Genomic DNA, 18,919 nt, shown 5'->3' with positions numbered 1-18,919 from the left:
ATTGTCCGTGAGAGAACGGCATTTCGCCGCCGACACTCCGGTACCGTGTCAGGATTCCCTCAACCACCTCAGCGGTTTGACGACAGGAAGCCCAGAGTCCCATGAGCGACAGTCACTCCCCTCACGGCTTCGACCTGGTGCGCCGTGGGTACGAGCGCGCCCAGGTCGACGAGCGGATCACCAAGCTGGTGGCCGACCGTGACAGTGCCTTGACCCGGATCAGCGCGCTGGAGAAGCGCATCGAGGAGCTCCACCTGGAGACGCAGACCGCCCAGGCGGCGGTCGCCGAGCAGGAGCCCTCGTACGCCGGTCTCGGTGCCCGGGTCGAGAAGATCCTGCGACTGGCCGAGGAGGAGGCCAAGGACCTGCGCGACGAGGCGCACCGCGCCGCCGAGCAGCACCGCGAGCTGGCCGAGGCCGCCGCCCAGCAGGTCCGCACCGAGGCCGAGAACTACGCCAAGGACCGCAAGGCCAAGGCGGAGGACGAGGGTCTGCGGATCGTCGACAAGGCGAAGAGCGACTCCGCCCAGCTGCGCGCCGAGGCCAACAAGGACGCCCAGAACAAGCGTGAGGAGGCGGACGCCCTCTTCGAGGAGACCCGCACCAAGGCCGCCCAGGCCGCGCTGGAGTTCGAGACCAACCTGGCCAAGCGCCGGGAGCAGTCGGAGCGCGATCTGGCCGCCCGTCAGGCCAAGGCCGAGAAGCGCCTCGCCGAGATCGAGCACCGGGCCGAGCAGCTGCGCCTGGAGGCCGAGAAGCTGCGCACCGACGCCGAGCGCCGGGCCCGCCAGACCGTCGAGACGGCCCAGCGCCAGTCCGAGGACATCGTGGCGGACGCCAACGCCAAGGCGGACCGCATCCGCAGCGAGTCCGAGCGGGAGCTGGCGGCGCTGACCAACCGCCGCGACAGCATCAACGCCCAGCTGACCAACGTCCGCGAGATGCTGGCGACGCTGACCGGCGCGGCCGTGGCCGCCGCCTCGCTGCCGAACGACGACACCATGGGCGTGCCCGCCCAGCAGTCGCGCTGACCCGGGCCGCCGGCGCGGTCCTTGCGACAGGCCCTCACCCTCCCGGGTGAGGGCCTGTCGGCTGTCTCCCCGTCACCATCTCGGGGCCCTTTTCCGGCACGAGCCTCAGCGGGGGTAGGCGCCGTCGGGCCGCTGGTGCCCGCTGCTGAGCTGGTTGCCCTCGTCGTCCGAGACGGTGCCGAACCAGGAGGTGCACCAGACCGACACGGAGTCGGGCCAGTACTGCACCTCGAACGGGTGTCCGGACCCGTGGTCGCCGTACGAGGTGACGATGAAGGTCTCCCCGGGGCGCAGCCAGTAGTCCTCGCCGAGCGGCTCCAGGGTCAGCTCCACCAGCCCCTCGCCGCGGTTCGTCACCGGCATCCGGCCGGTCACCTCCAGGGCCGAGAAGTCCCAGCCGGCCGCGTCCGGGCTCATCCGGCGGCCACCCGGGCGAGCAGCCGGCGGACGGCGGCGTCGAACGCCCCCGGGGACTCCAGGGCGCTGAGGTGGCCCACGCCGGGGACGACGGTCAGCTCGGCGTCCGGACCGGCCTGGACCATCCGTTCGGCCTCCTCCAGTGGCGCCAGGGCGTCCAGGGCGCCCGCGACCACCGCGAGCGGCACCCGGAGCCCGGCCAGTACGTCCAGCGAGTCCGGACGGGCCGCCATGGCCCGCTGGGCCCACGCGACGGCGGCGGGCGGGGCGGCGGCCACCATCGCCTGCACCCGCTCCACCAGGTGCTGGGAGTCGGGCCCGAGCTGTCCGGCGGCCACCCGTTCGTCCAGCAGCAGCTGGACGCTGTCCCGGGCGGTGACGGCGGCGGCGATCCGCTCCCGGTTGGCCCGGGCGGCGTCGGTGTCGGCGGTGGCCCGGGTGTTGGACAGCAGCAGCCCGGCCAGCCGGTCCGGGTGGCGGCGGGCGAAGGCGAGTGCCACGTAGCCGCCCATCGAGAGCCCGCCGACCACCGCGCGGTCGATCCCGGCCGCGTCCAGGAGCAGCGCCAGGTCGTCGGCGACCAGGTCCAGCGAGGGCTCGTCCGCACCCAGCTCGGTGCCCCCGAAACCCCGCTGGTCGGGGGCGAGCACCCGGGCCTCGTCCCCGGTCGGCCCGGGCAGCGCGTCCAGCTGGGCGGACCACATCGAGGCGTTCAACGGAAAGGCGTGCAGGAGCACGAGGGGTGTTCCGCTACCGCTCTCGCGGACGGACACTGTGGAGGGGAGCCGACTCATGCGCTCACCTCGCTTCGCTCGGCAGGGGCATGACCCAACGCGCACCTCTCGATGATTCGCTCGCTCATGCGCCCACCGTATTCGGGCGGGCCCGGCAGGCCCACTCAGCGGGCCGCCCTATCTGCTTTGTCCTAGCCTGACAGCGAGTAAGGGAGCGCCAATGATCGAGTTGCACGACCTGACAAAACGTTATGGCAAGACGCTCGCGGTGGACCGGCTCAGCTTCACCGTTCCCCCGGGGGTGGTCACCGGCTTCCTCGGCCCCAACGGCGCGGGGAAGTCCACCACCATGCGCATGATCCTCGACCTGGACCGACCGACCGGTGGCAGGGTCACCATCGACGGCAGACGCTACGGGCAGCTCAGCGAACCGCTCAAGAAGATCGGCGCCCTCCTGGAGGCCAAGGCCGTCCACCCCGGCCGCACCGCCCGCGACCACCTGCTCTGGCTCGCCCAGAGCAACCGGATCCCCGAGCGCCGGGTGGACGAGGTGCTGGGCCTGGTCGGCCTCACCCCGGTCGCCCGCAAGCGGGCCCGTGGCTTCTCGCTCGGCATGGGGCAGCGCCTGGGCATCGCCTCGGCGCTGCTCGGCGACCCGGAGATCGTCATGTTCGACGAGCCGGTCAACGGTCTGGACCCGGAGGGCATCCTCTGGATCCGCAACCTGATGAAGCGCCTCGCCGGCGAGGGCCGGACGGTCTTCGTCTCCTCCCACCTGATGAGCGAGATGGCCGTCACCGCCGACCACCTGGTGGTCATCGGCAAGGGCCGGCTGCTCGCCGACCTGCCGATGTCGGAGTTCATCCGGCGCAACTCCCGCTCCGCCGTACGGCTGCGCAGCCCCCAGCCCGAGCGCCTGCTGGACGTCCTGGCCGGGGCCGGCCTGCGGCACGAGCCGGGACCGGACGGCTCCTGCGAGGTGGTCGACGGCGACCTCGCGGCCCTCGGCGAGCTGGCCGCCTCGCACGGCGTGGTACTGCACGAACTCAGCCCGCAGCAGGCCTCGTTGGAGGAGGCGTTCATGCAGATGACGGCGGACTCGGTGGAGTACCACGCGGGCGACGGCCCGGGCCGGGGCGCGCCCGGTACGAGCGGTGCGCCCGGCGCGCCAGGTGCGCCGGGCGGCGGCTGGGGCGCGGGCTGGAAGGCGGACGGCAACCGGCCGCCCGCGGCGGTGCGGCAGGAGGAGAACTGAGATGGCGTCCTTCCCGGCGATCCTGCGCTCCGAGTGGACGAAGATCCGCAGCGTCCGCTCCACGGTCTGGACCCTCGCGCTGGCCTTCGTGGTCACCGTGGGCATCGGCGCGCTGCTGTCCCTGCTCACCAACAACAACTTCACCGAGTTCCGGCGCCACGACCAGAGCCCGTTCGACGCCACCGGCACGGCCTTCTCCGGCATCATGCTCGGCGAACTGGCCATCATCGTCTTCGGCGTGCTGGCGATCGGCAACGAGTACAGCAGCGGCATGATCCGGGCCACCCTGGCCGCCGTCCCCCAGCGCGGCACCCTGCTCGCCGGCAAGACGGTGGTGCTCGGCGCGCTGGCCCTCGCGGTCTCGCTGGTGACCGCCTTCGTCACCTTCTTCGTCGGCCAGGCGCTGCTGGGCTCGCACTCCACCAGCCTGAGCGAGCCGAACGTGCTGCGCGCGGTGCTCGGTGCCGCGCTCTACCTGACGATGATCTGCCTGTTCTCGGCCGGTGTCACCGCCATGCTGCACAACCAGACGCTCGCGCTGGGCGTGCTGGTGCCGTTCTTCTTCCTGCTCTCGCCGATCCTCTCGGCGGTGCCGAAGGTCAAGACCCTGGCCCACTACTTCCCCGACTACGCCGGTTCGCGAATGCTGCTGGTGTACGAGCAGAACGGCCAGCCGTACGGGCCGTGGGCGGGCTTCACCATCTGCCTGGCGTGGACCGTGGCTGCCCTGGTCGGCGGTGCGCTGGTGCTCAAGAGCCGCGACGCCTGAGGGAGTTCGGGCCGTAGCGCGTCAGTACCGCGGAGCGCCGCGGCCTCGCAGGACGTTGGAGGCCCGGCGCTCCCGCGCTCCCCAGCACGCCCGGTGCCAGTGCCGCCGGTCGTCCACCCCGCCGCCGTGCATCGGCCAGGCCACCACGTGGCCCATGCCGGGCGGGATCTCCTGGTCGCAGCCCGGGCAGCGGTAGAACCGCCCCGAGGTGCCCGCGACCGTCTGCACCACCCAGTCGTCGCCCTGGTAGTTCTCGGTACGGCGCAACGATCCGCCGAGCGGGGCGGCGGCCGGCTCTGCGCTCTCGCGGCTGGCGGCGCTCTTGATCCGGTTGCGGCGGGGCACGGCGGACTGCCTCTCTTCCGGGGGCTCGAAGTCTTTCCAGCCTAGGGCCTGGCCGGATCGGGCCGCGGCGGCCCCGGGCAGGGGCCCGAGGGGCGGGCCCCGCCCGGTGGTCCGTCTCCCGGGCCTCTATCACGGCTTCGGCCGACCGTCCGGTGTTTTTGCCGAGATCCACCCGATCATCGGGGAAATTCGGGGTTCAGCGTGCCATTGGCACATGACATCGGATACCCACGAGGGGACAGGCGGGGCCCGCAGACCCTGCGTGCACCCGAGGAGGCCCCCAGGATGACCAAGACCAGCCCGCGCGCCGAGACCCGCCGACCCGTCGGCGTACGGCCGCCAGCCCCCGGCCCGACGCTGACCTCCGCCCCGCCGCTGACCGCCGTCGCGGGCGAGCCGCTGACCGCCGCCCAGCGCGCCGGCGCACTGCCGCCGGACACCGCCCCGGTCCGGGTCGGCGCGTTCCTGCTGTCCGCCCAGTTCCCCGGGCAGAGCCACGGCGAGGCGCTGGAGCGCACCGTCCGGGCCTCCGTCGAGGCCGAACGCGCGGGCCTGGACAGCGTCTGGCTGGCCGAGCACCACTTCGTCCCGTACGGGGTCTGCCCGAACGCCGCGACCCTCGCCGCACTGCTGCTCGGCCGCACCCGCCGGATCGGCATCGGCACGGCCGTCAGCGTGCTCTCCACCAGCCACCCGGTGGCGCTCGGCGAGCAGGCCGCGCTGCTGCACCTCACCTCCGGCGGGCGCTTCACGCTCGGGGTGGGCCGCGGCGGGCCGTGGATCGACCTGGACGTGTTCGGCAGCGGTGTGGACGCCTTCGAGAAGGGCTTCCCGGAGCGGCTGGACCTGCTGCTGCGCTGGCTGCGCGGCTCCCGGGTGGGCGCGGACGGCCCCCAGTTCAACTTCCCCGAGGTGCCGGTGGTGCCGCAGGCCACCGAATCGCTGCGCCGTCCGGACCTGGGCAGCTGGCTCGGCCTGGACGACCCGTCCGGCCCGGTGCGCTTCCCCCGCCAGCGCCAGGACACCGAGGGGCTGGGCGAGGAACTCACCACCGCCGGACGGCCGGTGGCCGGCCCGCCGGTCGTGGTCGCCTGCACCTCCCCGGGCGGGGTGAAGCTGGCCGCCGAGCGCGGCCTGCCGATGCTGCTCGGCATGCACTCCGGCGACGACGACAAGCTGCGGATGCTGGAGCTCTACCGCACCGCCTGGCTGGCCGCCGGGCGCGGCGAGGAGCAACTGCGCCGGGTGACCCGCCAGCACGTCGCGGCCGGAGTGGCCCAGGTGGACGACCGCACCGCGGCCGCCAGGGCCACCCTGCTGAACGCGATGCCGGGCTGGTTCGAGTACGGGCTGGGCGCCCACCGCACCGTGGACGGCCGTGAGCGCAAGATGCGCGACCCGCACCAGTACACCGAACTCCTCTGCGACCTGCACGCGGTGGGCACGCCGAAGCAGTGCGCCGACCGGCTGCTGGCCACCGCCGAGCGCACCGGAATCCGGCGGTTCGCGCTGCTCGCGGAGGGCAGCGGCGACCGCGAGGCGACCCTGCACAACATCGCCCGGCTGGGCTCCGAGGTGCTGCCGCAGCTGGGTTGACGCCGCGGGCCGGGTCGAGCGGGGCGTGCCGCTCCCGGGCCGCCGCCCCTCCCCCGCACCGGGGGACGGGGCGGGCGGCACCGGACGGGTCAGCAGTCCCGCAGCTCCTCGGACTGGTTGAGCAGCTGCTCCCGGACGGAGGTGAAGCGGTCGTACCGCGCCGCATTGGCCTCCGACGGCAGGAACACCGCCACCCGGTGACAGTTCTGGAACGCCAGCCGGACGCCGAAGTGGCGCTGCAGGGCGCCCCGGATGGCATCGCTGGCCAGAGCGCGCAGCAGCTGGCCGCGGGCCTGCTCGCTGGGCGGCGGTACCTGGTTGTCGGCGAAGTCGGTGCCGTCGACCTTCGCCTGGGCGACCAGCGAGCTGATCAGGTCCCAGGCGTAGGGCAGCGAGACGCGGACGCAGTCGACGAATTCCCGCTCGTCGACCTCGCCCCGCTCGGCCTTCTCCAGCAGGGCCGGTGAGACGTCGAGCGACATGGATTCTCCTCTCGCGGTCCACCCGCGCGGCGCCCGGGTGGTCATGCGTAGTCCAAGCTCACAGTGAGGGTGGGCGAATCGCAGGCGGTGTCCGGAACACCGTGGGACGTGGAACGGGGGTTTCCGGCACCTTTGCGAAGGCAGGCGGCGCCACGGGACGTGACGTCCTGAACACCGACCGCGTCAGAACAGCGTGGCAGTCAACGGCGAAGCAGGCTGGTCATTCCTTGGGATTGCTCCGGAAATACGCAGTGGTGCACCAGATTGGCCTGATCCAGTCAGATCGTTCATCTGACGTCTCCATCCCCGTTGACAGCGACCCCGCATCCGTACCGTCACACAACGTAGCGGCCTTGGGGGGCGTACGCCAGAGCGCGGGGAGCGGCGGCGGGCCCGCCGAACCTCCATGGTTGGCTGCGTTCGCGCTTTCTTCACCCGGTCGTCTCGGAATCGCATCAACTGGCCCCGGTGGGCTAGCGTGGTCGACCGTGCGTCTCGTAATTGCCCGCTGCTCAGTCGACTATGCCGGTCGGCTCTCCGCCCATCTGCCCTCCGCCACCAGGCTCATCCTGGTCAAGGCCGACGGCAGCGTCAGCATCCACGCCGACGACCGCGCCTACAAGCCGCTCAACTGGATGTCCCCGCCGTGCGCCCTCAAGGAGGCCGACGGGGTCTGGACGGTGGAGAACAAGGCCGGCGAGAAGCTCATCATCACGCTGGAGGAGGTGCTTCACGACTCCTCCCACGAACTCGGGGTGGATCCCGGCCTGATCAAGGACGGCGTCGAGGCACACCTCCAGGAGCTGCTCGCGGACCGGATGGAGGTGCTCGGTGCCGGCTGGTCGCTGATCCGCCGCGAGTACCCGACCGCCATCGGCCCGGTCGACATCCTCTGCCGCGACGCCGACGGCGCCACGGTCGCCGTCGAGATCAAGCGCCGCGGCGAGATCGACGGCGTGGAACAGCTCACCCGCTACCTCGAACTCCTCAACCGGGACCCGCTGTTGGCCCCGGTCAAGGGCATCTTCGCCGCGCAGGAGATCAAGCCCCAGGCCCGCGTCCTGGCCATCGACCGGGGCATCGGCTGCGTGGTGCTGGACTACGACGAGCTGCGCGGCATCGACGACGACAAGCTCAAGCTGTTCTGACCGGTCAGCGCGGCGAGCTCGTCGACGGGCTCGCCGTGCCGCTCGGAGTGGCCGACGTGGTCTGCGCCTGGGTCGGTGTCGGCGTGGGCGCGCTCGTGGACGGGGTCGCCGAGGGCGAGGTGCTGGTCCCGCCGCCGGGATGAGCGCTGCCCCCGCCCGCCGTGCCGCCCGGCGGCTGCTCCGGCTGCTGAACCGGCGGCTGGGTCGGCTGCGGGGCCTGCGACCCGGTGGCGCCCGGCGAGGAGCTCGGTCGCTTCGACGGCGAGGCGCTCGGCGAGTGCGACGCGCTGCCGCTCGCCGAGGGCTCCGGAGCGGTCTCCGTCCCCGCCGGGCTGCCCGGCTCGGCACCGGCCGTCCCGGCCGCGCCGCCCGGGCTGTGGTCGGCGGACGGCTGCGGCATCGGCGCGTTGCCGGTGTCGCCGACCTGGTCCAGCCGCCCGTGCGGGTCGTTCCCCCGGTGCTCGTCGGGCCCGGTGAGGCTCATCGCCACCGCCGTCCCGAGCACCCCGAAGGTGAGCACGGCCGCCGAGGCCACCACCACCCGCCGCCGCTTCCCGGTGCGGGCCTTCAGTTTGGCCGGCACCCGGGCCGCGATCTTGCGGATCACCGGCCCGCGCCCCGGCGCCGCCGCGGCGGGCGCGGCGGCCGCCAGCTGTCGGCCGTCGGCGCGCAGCAGGTCGAGCATCCGCAGCGCGGCGGCGACCCCGCGCTGCTCCCCGGCGGCGGACCGCAGGGTGAGGGCGGTCTCCAGTTCGGCGAGCGCCCGGGAGGGCTGCTGGAGGCAGAACGCGTGCACGCCCGCCTCGTGGTGGAACCAGGCCTGGTCGACCGTCGAGCCCGTCCGCCGGGCCGCTTCCAGCCCGAGCTCCAGCACCCTCTCCCAGGCTCCCCAGCGCAGCGACAGCGCCAGGGCCGGCGCTGCCGCCCGGGCCAGCCGGACCACCGCCTCGTGCCGCCCGGCGGTCCGGTCGGCGAGCAGCACCCCGATCAGCACTTCGGCCTCGGCGGCGATCTGCGCCAGGGACACCGAGCTGTGCCCGACCCACCAGGCGAAGTGCTGGGCGGCGCCGTCGACGCAGCCGCGGGCCGGCCAGTGCGGGGCGAGCAGTTCGAGCGCGCCGGCGGTGAGCCGGTGGTGCCCCCCGATGGACACCGCGAGCCCGGCGTCGGCGAGTTCGGCCAGTGCGCTCTCGCCCTGGCCGACGTCGATCAGCGCGGGCAGGTGCGGCGCGGTGGGGCACTCCCCGCCGAGTGCGACGGCCAGCCTCAGCACGGCCTGCGCGGGCTCGCTGAGCCCCTCGGCGAGCCGGACCGCGGGCGAGGCCGTCTCGGCGACGGAGGGCAGCGGCACGGTGCGCCGCAGCGCGTCCTCCCGGATCGCCGGGTCGGGGTCGGGGGCGGGCTCGTCGACCGCGCCGAAGACGTCCCGCCGGTCCTCCTCGGCGGCGACCAGCGCGTCCACCGAGACGTCCCGCTGGCGCAGCAGCGCGGCGGCCTGGACGAAGCGCAGCGGCAGGCCCTCGGACTCGAACCAGAGGTCGACCGCCCAGGCCTTCTCGGCGACGTCCAGGGGCCGCCCGGCCAGCCGGCCGGTGAGGGTGAGGCAGGCGGCCCGGGAGAGTCCGGCGACGAGGTGGTCCCGCAGCCGGGAGTCGGCAGGCAGGGGCGGGCTGTCGGGGGCGACCGAGATCAGGAATGCGCAGCCCGGGGCGGCGGCGAGCAGTCCCTCCAGCTCGGCGCCGGTCGGCTCGGCCTCGTCGATCACGACGACCGCGCCGACCCCGGCGAGGTGGGCGGCCAGCTGGCCCGGGTCGGGCCGGAAGCCGGGGGCGTGGTGGGTGGCCGCGAAGAGGTCCTGGAGCAGGTCGGCGGCGGTGCGGCGGTGTCCGCAGAGCTGGACGACGCCGCCGGGGGCGAGGTCGGCGGCGGCCTCGGCCACGGCGGACAGCAGGGTGCTGCGGCCCGAGCCGGCCTGGCCGACCAGGCGTATCGAGCGTCCCTCGGCGAGCAGGCCGAGCAGTTCGGCGATGTCGGCCTCGCGGTCGAGCAGCGGCAGGTCGGTGGGCCCGGCACCGAGGGCGAGCGGGCCGACGGCGCGGCCGACGCCCCCGACCGGGCCGCGGGCGGGCTCACTGCGTTCGATCCGGCGCGGGCGGGGCCGCCACTCCTCCGGGCAGGGCCGGGCCTCGGAGCCGTCCGGGGCGCCGACGCCGACCAGCAGGCCGCCGGAGACCAGTTCGCCGCCGCGGGTGCGGGCGGCCTCCTGCCGGAACTCCCCGGATGGCTGTGCCACGTTCTGCTCCGCATCGTGGTCGGCCGCCGGCGCCCCGCGCCGGCCGGCACACGTCTCGGTCGCGGCCGCGGGCGGGCTGCGGGCAGCCGGCCCCGGGCGGCCGTCATCTGACGGGCAGACTCTTGCACATCCGGGGCCGCCCGTGCAGCGCGGTCCGGGTGCGGGGCGGGTCGGGGCGGGATCGCCCCAGGCGGGGGGCCTGAAGGGCGCCCGGGCCGGGCGCCCGCGGACATGCCCCCGGACAGGCCCCGGCCGACGTGCTAGCTGACGTGCGCCTCGGCGATCCCGCCGTCGACCGCCAGGATGCGGTGCAGTTTGGTGGCCACCAGCAGCCGCTGGAGCTGCGCGGGGACGGAGCGCAGCACGAGCCGGCGGCCGATCCGGCCGGCCCGCCGGTGGGTGCCCATGATCACGCCGAGTCCGGTGGCGTCCCAGAACTCCAGTCGGGCCAGGTCGAGCACGAGGTCGCCGAGACCGCCGTCCACTGCCTGGTGCAGCAGAACCCGCGCGTCGGCGGCGGTGCGCACGTCGAGGCGGCCTTCGATGGCCAGCGCCGTGTGGTCGCCGGTGATGCGCATGCTCTCCTCCTTCGCCTGGGTGGCCTGGTCTGCGTGGGTCCGGCCCCGGCCGTACCGGGCCGGGCCGGGAGGCGGGGTGGCTCCCGGATTGGGTGGATCGGGGTGCGTGGCCCGGGCGGGAGGCCTGTGACGGCTCGGCTCGCGCCTGGTCCCGGTCACTCTGCCGGGTTCCCTCATCTGACGGTGGAGCAGTGCCGCAGGTTGCTGGCTTTCGCCCTGGTCTGAAACAACTTCACTCGTCCGAGGGAATATACGCAGGAACTCTCCACACTTACGCTCGATTACCGCCCAAATCACCCGTCTGCGGCACCCGGCGTGAGGAAACTCACCCGCCCCGGCGGAGCGGGCCGTACGACGCTCCGATCGCACGGCCCACCTGGTCGTTCAGCCCCGTAGGGTCACTTGCCCTCGTACGGGTAGAAGCCGCGTCCGCTCTTGCGGCCGAGGTCACCGGCGGTGACCATGCGGGCCATGATCTCCGGGGCGGCGAACTTCTCGTCCTTGGTCTCGGTGTAGATGTTGTGGGCGGCGTGCAGCAGGATGTCCACCCCGGTGAGGTCGGCGGTCTGCAGCGGGCCCATCGCGTGGCCGAAGCCGAGGCGGCAGGCGGTGTCGATGTCCTCGGCGGTGGCCACGCCCGACTCGTACAGCTTGGCGGCCTCGACGACCAGGGCGGTGATCAGGCGGGTGGTGATGAAGCCGGCCACGTCGCGGTTGACCACCACGACCTCCTTGCCGACGCCCTCGGCGTAGGCGCGGGCCGCGGCCAGCGTCCCGTCGCTGGTCTTGTAGCCGCGGACCAGCTCGACCAGCTTCATCATCGGGACCGGCGAGAAGAAGTGGACGCCGACGACCGACTCGGGGCGCTGGGTGACGGCGGCGATCCGGGTGATCGGGATGGCGGAGGTGTTGGAGGCCAGCACGGCGCCGTCCTTGGCGAGCTTGTCCAGCTCGCGGAAGACGCCCTCCTTGACCTCCAGGTTCTCGAACACGGCCTCGACCACGATGTCGGCCTCGGCGACGGCGCCCAGGTCGGTGGTGGTGGTGATCCGGCCGAGCGCGGCCTCGGCGTCCTCGGCGCTCAGCCGGCCCTTGGAGACGAACTTCTCGTACGAGGCGCGGATGCCCGCGAGGCCGCGCTGCAGCGCCTCCTCGGTCACGTCCCGCAGCACCACCGGGTGGCCGGCCTGCGCGGACACCTGGGCGATGCCGGCGCCCATCAGGCCGGCACCGATCACGGCGATCTGCTTGCTGGACGCATTGCTCATGGCTGGGTCTCCCGATGCCGTCGCCGCCCTGCGGGCGGGCCCTGAAGGCGGCTCAGGGCAGGGATCGCCGCCAAGGAGCCGCATTGCTCTGCGCCGGACTTTAGTGCCCGGATCCCCCGTGCAATAGCAATCGGGAGTGTGATCTGCAACCGACGTGGTCAGTTGATCAGGACGCTCGTCAGATGGTCAGACCGAGGTCCTGGGCCAGGATCGCCGCCTGCACCCGGTTGCGCAGCCGCAGCTTCGCCAGGATCCGGCTGACGTGGGTCTTGGTGGTCGCCTCCGCCATCTCCAGCCGGGCCGCGATCTCCCCGTTGGACAGCCCGGCCCCGACACAGGCCAGCACCTCCCGTTCGCGCCCGGTCAGCCCTGCGACCGCCGCCCGGGCCTCCGGGCCGACGGGCCGCTCCGGGCGGGCGAAGGCGCCGATCAGCCGCCTGGTCACCGAGGGCGCCAGCATGCCGTCCCCGCGCGCCACCGTCCGGATGCCCTCGACCAGGGTGTCCGCCTCCAGGTCCTTGAGCAGGAACCCGGCCGCGCCGGCCCGCAGTGCGCCGTAGACGTACTCGTCCAGGTCGAAGGTGGTCAGCACGAGCACCTGGGCGGCCCCTGCGGCGACCACCTGCCGGGTCGCCGAAACGCCGTCCAGCCGGGGCATCTGCACGTCCATCAGCACCACGTCGGGCCGCAGCTCCAGCGCCAGCCGGACGGCCTCCTCCCCGTCCGCGGCCTGCCCGACCACCTCGAACCCCGGCTCGGCGCGCAGGATCATCACCAGCGCCGCCCGCACCGCCGCCTGGTCCTCCGCCACCAGCACCCGGATCGTCATGCCCGTCCCTCGCTCTCCCCGCCGCGCGGCAGCACCGCGCGCACGCTCCAGTACCCGTCCCGCGGCCCCGCCTCGAAGCTGCCGCCGAGCAGCCCGGCCCGCTCCGACATGCCCACCAGCCCGGCCCGGGCGCCGGGCAGTTCGCGGCCGGGCTCGCCCCGGTACGGGCTGTCGACGCCGATCAGCAGCTCCTCGCGGCCGAACTCCAGCCGCACCGCGACCAGTCCGGGCCCCGCGTGCTTGAGCGCGTTGGTCAGCGACTCCTGCACGATCCGGTACGCGGCCAGCCCGACCGGCACCGGTACGGCGCCGCGCTCGCCCAGCTCGGTCAGCCGGAACTCCAGCCCGACGTCCTGCCCGGCCGCCCGGGCCTTGGCCAACAGGGCGTCCACCGCGGCCAGGTCGGGCGCCGCGTAGGACTCGTCGGCCTCTCCCCCGCCGCTGTCGCGGAGCAGTCCGATCATGCGACGCATTTCGGCCAATCCCTGGACGCTGTTCTCCCGGATCACCGCCAGCACCTCGACCAGTGGATCGTCCGCCGCCAACCGCCGTCGCCGGGCGACCGACTGCGCCCCGGTGGCGTGGATCGCGATGGCCGACAGGTGATTGGCCACCACGTCGTGCAACTCCCGCGCCATCCGGGCCCGTTCGGCACCGACCGCCTCGCGCCGGTCCATCTCCGAGAGCAGCGCGGTCTGTTCGGCCCGCAGCCGCTCGGTCTCCGCCTCCTGCCGGTGCCTGCGCACCAGGTCTCCGGTCCACACCGGCGCCAGGAACACCAGTGAGCTGAGCACCACGATCAGCAGCCCCTCGGACGTCCCGGCCGCGTACCAGACCAGGCTGGAGAGCACCAGGACGGTCGCCCCACCGGTCAGGTGCAGCACCCGCGACATCCGGCGGCTGCCGTAGAGCACCGCCGCGTACAGCAGATCGGTGTACATGATCGTCGTCGCCAGCAGACCACCGGCGAACACGCTCCCGGCGAAGGCCAGCCCGCCCAGCGACACCGCTAGCACCGGCCGGGTACGCCGGACCAGCTCCAGCCCCGCCGTCACCACCAGCGGCAGCGCCACCGCCCACCAGGGCACCCGATCGGCCCGGTCGTACACCCGGAAGGCGATCAGCACCGCCCCACCGAGCAGCCCGCACAGGGCGATCAGCCGGTCCAGTCGGCGCGGGGGGAGGGACGGTACGAGCACGACCCCATCTCACCATCCCCGGCGGCCCGCCCGGCTCCGGACCACGGAGGAGCCCGCTACATCGAAAGGTGCAGGCCCGGACGGCACCGCACGACGACGACACCGGCACGCCCGCGCACGAGGCTGGGAGCACCGCCGAACGACCGGGAGCAGAACGTGATCGTCACCCTCATCGCCGCGGCCGAGATCTCCTGGTGGATCGTGCTCGGCCTCGCGCTCTCCACCCGCTACCTGCTGCGGTGGCGCCGCACCAGCACCGTGCTGCTGCTCGGCCTGCCGGCGGTGGACCTCGTGCTGTACACGCTGACCGTGCTGAACCTGCGCGGTGGCGCCGAGGCGAACTGGATGCACGCCCTGGCGGCGAGCTACGCGGGCTTCTCGGTCGGCTACGGCCCCTCGCTGGTCGCCTGGGCCGACCGGCACTTCCTGTACCGCTTCGCCGGCGGCCCCAAGCCGCTGCCCGCACCGAAGTACGGCCCGGAGCGGACCCGCCACGAGTGGCGGGTCGCCGCCCGCACCGTCGTCTCGGCCGTGATCACCCTGGCCCTGATCACCCTGCTCGTCCCGCTCTCGAACGGTGCCGCCCACGTCGGCACCTTCACGGAGTGGTACATCAGGCTCACCATCGTGGCCGTCGTCAACCTGATCGTGGCCGGCTGTTACTCGCTCTGGCCCAAGGAGCCGCCGGCCGGCGTGCGGGTCGAGCACGGCCGGGTGGCCGAGTCCGGGGAACCTGCCGAGAAGGCCCAGGACAGGGCCTAGCGGTTCTCCCCCGGCACCCAGAGCACGTCGCCGCGCTCCTTGTTGGCCACCCGGGCCAGGATGAACAGCAGGTCGGACAGCCGGTTGAGGTACTTCGCGGTCAGCGGGTTCACGGTGTCCCCGTGCTCGGCGATCGCCGCCCAGGTGGAGCGCTCGGCCCTGCGCACCACCGTGCACGCCAGGTGCAGGTGGGCCGCCCCGGGCGTGCCGCCGGGCAGGATGAAGCTGCGCAGCTTCTCGACCTGCTCCAGGTAGTGGTCGCAGTCCCCCTCCAGCCGGTCGACGTAGGACTGCAGCACCCGCAGCGGCGGGTACTTCGGGTCCTCGACCACGGGCGTGGACAGGTCGGCGCCGACGTCGAACAGGTCGTTCTGGACCCGTACGAGCACGGCCGCCACGTCCTCGGGCAGCGCGCCGACCGCGAGGGCCACCCCGATCGCCGCGTTCGCCTCGTTGGCGTCGGCGTACGCGATCAGCCGCGGGTCGGTCTTGGTGGTCCGGCTCATGTCGCCGAGCGCGGTGGTGCCGTCGTCCCCGGTACGGGTGTAGATGCGCGTCAGATTGACCATGCGGCCCACCCTAGCCCGCGAGGATGCTCCTGTGGATGTCAGGCGACGTTGACCCGCTGTCCGGGCGGAGCGGCCTCCAGCCAGGCCAGGAAGCCGGTGAGCGCGTCCTCGCTCATCGCCAGCTCCAGCGGCGCCCCGTTGTGCAGGCAGCGCAGCACCACCGAGCCGGAGAGCAGCGCCAGCTCCTCCTGGCCCTCCGGGTAGCGCCGGCCGAGCACCTCGATCTCACGGCGGGGCAGCACCTTGCGCGGGCGCGGCGCGTACGAGAAGACCCGGAACCACTCGATCGAGTCGCCGCTGTAGCGGCCGATACCAAAAACCCACCCCTTGCCGTCGGTCGGGGGGACCGGGGCTGAGGTGGGTTTGCCGTTCTCGTCGAGGTCGGGCTGCGTCGAGGCGTCGGCGGGCATTTTGAGCCGGTAGCTGCAGTCGAACGTGCCGCCGACCCTCTGGATCAGGCGGCGGCGCACCGCGAAGGCCATCAGGCCGATCACTCCCAGCGCCACGACCGCCGCACACACCACAAGCGCGAGGACCATGCTCACCTACCTCCTCGCTACCCGCGTTCCCCGTTGCGGTCGTCCCGGACGACCGCGCTGACCTACCAACTACGACGACAGTCCCGGGGTCACGCTCACGCGTCCCCGGGACCGTCGGTCGACCCCGCCAAGCCGGGGTCCGGCACACTCAGGCGTGGGCCTTGAGGCCGCGCGCCGCGAACAGTCGGACCTCGGCGCGACGCTCGGCGTGCGCGTCCAGGTCGGACTTGGCCTGCTCCAGTGCGCGCTCGGCACGCGCGACGTCGATCTCGTCCGCCAGCTCGGCGATCTCCGCGAGCAGAGACAGCTTGTTGTCGGCGAAGGAGATGAAGCCGCCGTGCACCGCGGCGATGACGGTGCCGCCGTCCACCGTGCGGATGGTGACCGGACCGGTCTCCAGCACGCTCAGCACCGGGGTGTGGCCCGGCATGATGCCGGTGTCACCGGAGGCCGTACGGGCGACGACGATGGTGGCCGCACCGGACCACACCTTGCGGTCGGCTGCGACCAGCTCGACGTGCAGCTCAGCCAACGTGGGCTCCTAGGCTCATGCAACCCCCGATTACTCGGGAGTTTCGGTAAGAATAACGGCCCCGCGCCTCCGGCATGAAACCGGCGGCACGGATTTGACCGGAATCACAGCCGATGCGACGTGAGGGGTGGTCCCCAGGCTCGGGGGCCACCCCTCACGGTCACTCAGCTGCTACCGGCCGCGATTACTTCTTCGCCAGCTCGGCGGCGTTCTTCTCCAGGTCCTCGATGCCACCGCACATGAAGAAGGCCTGCTCCGGGACGGAGTCGTACTTGCCGTCGGCGATCGAGTTGAAGGCCTCGATGGTCTCCGACAGCGGCACGGTCGAACCCTCGACACCGGTGAACTGCTTCGCCACGTAGGTGTTCTGCGAGAGGAAGCGCTCGATGCGACGGGCACGGTGGACCGTGATCTTGTCCTCTTCGGACAGCTCGTCCATACCGAGGATGGCGATGATGTCCTGGAGGTCCTTGTACTTCTGCAGGATCCCCTTGATACGGACGGCCGTGTCGTAGTGGTTCTGCGCGATGTACCGCGGGTCGAGGATGCGGGACGTGGAGTCCAGCGGGTCGACGGCCGGGTAGATGCCCTTCTCCGAGATCGGGCGCGACAGAACGGTGGTCGCGTCCAGGTGGGCGAAGGTGGTGGCCGGGGCCGGGTCGGTCAGGTCGTCCGCGGGGACGTAGATCGCCTGCATCGAGGTGATCGAGTGACCGCGGGTCGAGGTGATGCGCTCCTGGAGGAGGCCCATCTCGTCGGCCAGGTTCGGCTGGTAGCCCACCGCGGAGGGCATGCGGCCGAGCAGGGTCGACACCTCGGAACCGGCCTGGGTGAACCGGAAGATGTTGTCGATGAAGAGGAGCACGTCCTGCTTCTCGACGTCACGGAAGTACTCCGCCATGGTCAGCGCGGACAGCGCGACGCGCAGACGGGTGCCCGGCGGCTCGTCCATCTGGCCGAAGACCAGCGCGGTCTTGTCCAGAACGCCCGAGTCGACCATCTCGTCGATGAGGTCGTTGCCCTCACGGGTGCGCTCGCCGACGCCGGCGAACACCGACACACCACCGAAGTTCTCGGCGACGCGGTAGATCATCTCCTGGATCAGAACGGTCTTGCCGACACCGGCGCCACCGAACAGACCGATCTTGCCACCCTGGACGTACGGGGTGAGCAGGTCGATGACCTTGATGCCGGTCTCGAACATCTCGGTCTTGGACTCGAGGTCCTTGAAGTCGGGGGCCTTGCGGTGGATCGGCCACCGGACCTCGACCTGGGAGTCGAACTCCGCCTGGTCGACGTTCAGCACGTCACCGAGGGCGTTGAAGACCTTGCCCTTGGTGATCTGGCCGACCGGCACGGAGATCGCGGCACCGGTGTCGGTGACCTGCGAACCGCGGACCAGACCGTCGGTCGGCTGCATCGAGATGCCGCGGACCAGGCCGTCGCCGAGGTGCTGGGCGACCTCGAGGGTCAGGGTCTTCTTGCCCGAGCCGTCGGGGTTGTCCACCTCGACGTGCAGGGCGTTGTACATGTCCGGGATCGCGTCGACGGGGAACTCCACGTCGACGACCGGGCCGATGACCCGCGCGACGCGGCCCGTCGCCGTGGTCGGCTCAACAGTGGTGGTCATACTCATTCGCTCCCGCGGCTGGCGTCAGCGAGCGCGTTGGCCCCACCGACGATCTCGCTGATTTCCTGGGTGATCTCGGCCTGACGGGCCGAGTTGGCAAGCCGCGTGAGCGACTTGATGAGCTCGCCGGCGTTGTCCGTCGCGCTCTTCATCGCGCGGCGGCGGGCGGCGTGCTCGGAAGCGGCCGACTGCAGCAGCGCGTTGTAGATCCTGCTCTCGACGTACCGCGGCAGCAGCGCGTCGAGGACGCCCTCCGCCGACGGCTCGAAGTCGTACAGCGGGAAGATCTCCGACTTGGCCGGCGTCTGGTCGCTGAGCTGGACCTCGTCCAGCTTCAGCGGCAGCAGCCGCGCCTCCACCGCGTCCTGCGTCAGCATGGACACGAACTCGGTCGAGACCACGTGGAGTTCGTCCACGCCGCCGTCCTCGGCCGTGAAGGCCTCGATCAGCTCGGCCGCCACCGTCTTCGCGTCACCGTAGGTCGGCTTGTCCGAGAAGCCCGTCCACGAGTTCCCCACCGCCAGGTTGCGGAAGGTGTAGTACGACAGACCCTTCCGACCGACGATGTAGGTCACGACGTCCTTGCCCTCGCCGCGCAGGCGCTCGGTGAGCGTCAGCGAGGCCTTGATGGCGTTGGACGAGTAACCGCCGGCCAGGCCGCGGTCCGCCGTGATCAGCAGGACGGCCGCGCGCTCGGCGTTCGGGTTCTCGGTGGTGAGCGGGTGCTTGGCGTTGGACCGGGTGGCCACCGCCGTCACCGCCCGGGTGAGCTCGTCGGCGTACGGAGCGGAGGCCGCCACCGCGCGCTGCGCCTTACCGATGCGCGCCGCGGAGATCATCTCCATCGCCTTGGTGATCTTCTTCGTCGCGGTGACAGAGCGGATCCGGCGCTTGTAGACCCGAAGCTGTGCTCCCATGGGTCGTTACGTCCTTTCCCTCGCTA

The 18,919-nt window shown here is 72.5% G+C and carries 20 protein-coding genes; 6 read left to right on the top strand and 14 right to left on the bottom strand.

Annotation, left to right across the window (positions count from 1 at the left end; genetic code table 11):
* Positions 1-101 precede the first annotated feature (101 nt).
* Entirely contained in the window at positions 102-1,031 is a 930-nt protein-coding gene (locus HS99_RS15610; protein ID WP_030282004.1) for a coiled-coil domain-containing protein, read from the top strand.
* A gap of 105 nt (positions 1,032-1,136) precedes the next feature.
* On the opposite strand, the gene HS99_RS15605 is transcribed toward HS99_RS15610, so the two are convergent.
* Together HS99_RS15605 and HS99_RS15600 are read right to left on the bottom strand one after the other, a co-directional pair.
* Positions 1,137-1,448, bottom strand: a complete 312-nt coding sequence (locus HS99_RS15605; protein WP_033350312.1) for a hypothetical protein — start codon at positions 1,446-1,448, stop codon at positions 1,137-1,139.
* Entirely contained in the window at positions 1,445-2,242 is a 798-nt protein-coding gene (locus tag HS99_RS15600; protein WP_030551370.1) for an alpha/beta fold hydrolase, read from the bottom strand. The genes HS99_RS15605 and HS99_RS15600 overlap by 4 nt, the downstream gene beginning before the upstream one ends.
* Before the next feature lie 160 nt (positions 2,243-2,402).
* On the opposite strand from HS99_RS15600, the gene HS99_RS15595 reads away from it, so the two are divergent.
* Both HS99_RS15595 and HS99_RS15590 read left to right on the top strand, forming a co-directional pair.
* Positions 2,403-3,437, top strand: a complete 1,035-nt coding sequence (locus HS99_RS15595) for an ABC transporter ATP-binding protein (protein ID WP_030282016.1) — start codon at positions 2,403-2,405, stop codon at positions 3,435-3,437.
* A gap of 1 nt (position 3,438) precedes the next feature.
* Entirely contained in the window at positions 3,439-4,206 is a 768-nt protein-coding gene (locus HS99_RS15590) for an ABC transporter permease (RefSeq protein ID WP_030282018.1), read from the top strand.
* Positions 4,207-4,227: 21 nt separating this feature from the next.
* Here HS99_RS15590 and HS99_RS15585 read toward each other — a convergent pair whose 3' ends face one another.
* On the bottom strand, positions 4,228-4,551 hold the full coding sequence (locus HS99_RS15585; RefSeq protein ID WP_046386830.1) for an Rv1322 family protein: 324 nt from the start codon (positions 4,549-4,551) through the stop codon (positions 4,228-4,230).
* Between the two features lie 285 nt (positions 4,552-4,836).
* Here HS99_RS15585 and HS99_RS15580 point away from each other — a divergent pair, with 285 nt between their 5' ends.
* Positions 4,837-6,147: an LLM class flavin-dependent oxidoreductase gene (locus HS99_RS15580; RefSeq protein WP_078867220.1), complete on the top strand. Its 1,311-nt coding sequence runs from the start codon at positions 4,837-4,839 to the stop codon at positions 6,145-6,147.
* A gap of 89 nt (positions 6,148-6,236) precedes the next feature.
* On the opposite strand, the gene HS99_RS15575 is transcribed toward HS99_RS15580, so the two are convergent.
* Positions 6,237-6,629 carry an SCO5389 family protein gene (locus tag HS99_RS15575; RefSeq protein WP_030282024.1) on the bottom strand — a complete coding sequence of 131 codons (393 nt, stop codon included), beginning with the start codon at positions 6,627-6,629 and terminating at the stop codon, positions 6,237-6,239.
* A gap of 488 nt (positions 6,630-7,117) precedes the next feature.
* Here HS99_RS15575 and nucS point away from each other — a divergent pair, with 488 nt between their 5' ends.
* Positions 7,118-7,777, top strand: a complete 660-nt coding sequence (gene nucS, locus HS99_RS15570; RefSeq protein WP_030282026.1) for an endonuclease NucS — start codon at positions 7,118-7,120, stop codon at positions 7,775-7,777.
* Positions 7,778-7,781: 4 nt separating this feature from the next.
* On the opposite strand, the gene HS99_RS47820 is transcribed toward nucS, so the two are convergent.
* The 5 genes from HS99_RS47820 to HS99_RS15545 all read right to left on the bottom strand — a co-directional run bounded on the left by HS99_RS47820 (position 7,782) and on the right by HS99_RS15545 (position 13,944).
* Entirely contained in the window at positions 7,782-10,070 is a 2,289-nt protein-coding gene (locus tag HS99_RS47820) for an ATP-binding protein (RefSeq protein ID WP_050366571.1), read from the bottom strand.
* Between the two features lie 260 nt (positions 10,071-10,330).
* A complete protein-coding gene (locus HS99_RS15560) occupies positions 10,331-10,648 on the bottom strand; it encodes an STAS domain-containing protein (protein ID WP_030282030.1) in 318 nt (105 codons plus the stop codon).
* A gap of 398 nt (positions 10,649-11,046) precedes the next feature.
* Positions 11,047-11,916, bottom strand: a complete 870-nt coding sequence (locus tag HS99_RS15555; RefSeq protein ID WP_030282032.1) for a 3-hydroxyacyl-CoA dehydrogenase family protein — start codon at positions 11,914-11,916, stop codon at positions 11,047-11,049.
* Between the two features lie 178 nt (positions 11,917-12,094).
* Positions 12,095-12,745, bottom strand: a complete 651-nt coding sequence (locus tag HS99_RS15550; protein WP_030282034.1) for a response regulator — start codon at positions 12,743-12,745, stop codon at positions 12,095-12,097.
* Positions 12,742-13,944, bottom strand: a complete 1,203-nt coding sequence (locus HS99_RS15545; RefSeq protein WP_030282037.1) for a sensor histidine kinase — start codon at positions 13,942-13,944, stop codon at positions 12,742-12,744. Before HS99_RS15545 ends, HS99_RS15550 begins: the two co-directional genes overlap by 4 nt.
* A gap of 156 nt (positions 13,945-14,100) precedes the next feature.
* Between HS99_RS15545 and HS99_RS15540 the strand changes: the two genes are divergently transcribed.
* Positions 14,101-14,706, top strand: a complete 606-nt coding sequence (locus HS99_RS15540) for a hypothetical protein (RefSeq protein WP_050366572.1) — start codon at positions 14,101-14,103, stop codon at positions 14,704-14,706.
* On the opposite strand, the gene HS99_RS15535 is transcribed toward HS99_RS15540, so the two are convergent.
* The 5 genes from HS99_RS15535 to HS99_RS15515 form a co-directional block, all read right to left on the bottom strand.
* Positions 14,703-15,275: a cob(I)yrinic acid a,c-diamide adenosyltransferase gene (locus HS99_RS15535; RefSeq protein WP_030282042.1), complete on the bottom strand. Its 573-nt coding sequence runs from the start codon at positions 15,273-15,275 to the stop codon at positions 14,703-14,705. The two genes, HS99_RS15540 and HS99_RS15535, sit on opposite strands and share 4 nt — an antisense overlap.
* A gap of 38 nt (positions 15,276-15,313) precedes the next feature.
* Entirely contained in the window at positions 15,314-15,814 is a 501-nt protein-coding gene (locus tag HS99_RS15530) for a DUF2550 domain-containing protein (protein WP_030057523.1), read from the bottom strand.
* Between the two features lie 148 nt (positions 15,815-15,962).
* Positions 15,963-16,346 (bottom strand): F0F1 ATP synthase subunit epsilon, encoded by a 384-nt coding sequence (locus HS99_RS15525; protein ID WP_030282045.1) that lies wholly within the window; start codon positions 16,344-16,346, stop codon positions 15,963-15,965.
* Positions 16,347-16,530: 184 nt separating this feature from the next.
* Positions 16,531-17,976 (bottom strand): F0F1 ATP synthase subunit beta, encoded by a 1,446-nt coding sequence (gene atpD, locus HS99_RS15520; protein ID WP_030282048.1) that lies wholly within the window; start codon positions 17,974-17,976, stop codon positions 16,531-16,533.
* Positions 17,977-17,978: 2 nt separating this feature from the next.
* Positions 17,979-18,893, bottom strand: coding sequence for a F0F1 ATP synthase subunit gamma (locus tag HS99_RS15515; RefSeq protein ID WP_030282051.1), 915 nt, complete (start codon positions 18,891-18,893; stop codon positions 17,979-17,981).
* Between the last annotated feature and the right edge of the window lie 26 nt (positions 18,894-18,919).

It is taken from the genome of Kitasatospora aureofaciens, from assembly GCF_001188955.3.
Classification (GTDB): Bacteria; Actinomycetota; Actinomycetes; order Streptomycetales; family Streptomycetaceae; genus Kitasatospora; species Kitasatospora aureofaciens.
The sequence above is the reverse complement of the archived record's forward strand: the minus strand, read 5'-3'. Positions and strand labels throughout refer to the sequence as shown.

Bases quoted from the DNA above. Each gene is read 5' to 3' on its own strand.
- HS99_RS15610 (WP_030282004.1), top strand. From the start codon at position 102: ATGAGCGACAGTCACTCCCCTCACGGCTTCGACCTGGTGCGCCGTGGG.
- atpD (WP_030282048.1), bottom strand. From the start codon at position 17,976: ATGACCACCACTGTTGAGCCGACCACGGCGACGGGCCGCGTCGCGCGG.
- HS99_RS15580 (WP_078867220.1), top strand. From the start codon at position 4,837: ATGACCAAGACCAGCCCGCGCGCCGAGACCCGCCGACCCGTCGGCGTA.
- HS99_RS15515 (WP_030282051.1), bottom strand. From the start codon at position 18,893: ATGGGAGCACAGCTTCGGGTCTACAAGCGCCGGATCCGCTCTGTCACC.
- HS99_RS15595 (WP_030282016.1), top strand. From the start codon at position 2,403: ATGATCGAGTTGCACGACCTGACAAAACGTTATGGCAAGACGCTCGCG.
- HS99_RS15555 (WP_030282032.1), bottom strand. From the start codon at position 11,916: ATGAGCAATGCGTCCAGCAAGCAGATCGCCGTGATCGGTGCCGGCCTG.
- HS99_RS15600 (WP_030551370.1), bottom strand. From the start codon at position 2,242: ATGAGTCGGCTCCCCTCCACAGTGTCCGTCCGCGAGAGCGGTAGCGGA.
- HS99_RS15530 (WP_030057523.1), bottom strand. From the start codon at position 15,814: ATGGTCCTCGCGCTTGTGGTGTGTGCGGCGGTCGTGGCGCTGGGAGTG.
- HS99_RS15575 (WP_030282024.1), bottom strand. From the start codon at position 6,629: ATGTCGCTCGACGTCTCACCGGCCCTGCTGGAGAAGGCCGAGCGGGGC.
- HS99_RS15535 (WP_030282042.1), bottom strand. From the start codon at position 15,275: ATGGTCAATCTGACGCGCATCTACACCCGTACCGGGGACGACGGCACC.
- HS99_RS15605 (WP_033350312.1), bottom strand. From the start codon at position 1,448: ATGAGCCCGGACGCGGCCGGCTGGGACTTCTCGGCCCTGGAGGTGACC.
- HS99_RS15550 (WP_030282034.1), bottom strand. From the start codon at position 12,745: ATGACGATCCGGGTGCTGGTGGCGGAGGACCAGGCGGCGGTGCGGGCG.
- HS99_RS15590 (WP_030282018.1), top strand. From the start codon at position 3,439: ATGGCGTCCTTCCCGGCGATCCTGCGCTCCGAGTGGACGAAGATCCGC.
- HS99_RS15560 (WP_030282030.1), bottom strand. From the start codon at position 10,648: ATGCGCATCACCGGCGACCACACGGCGCTGGCCATCGAAGGCCGCCTC.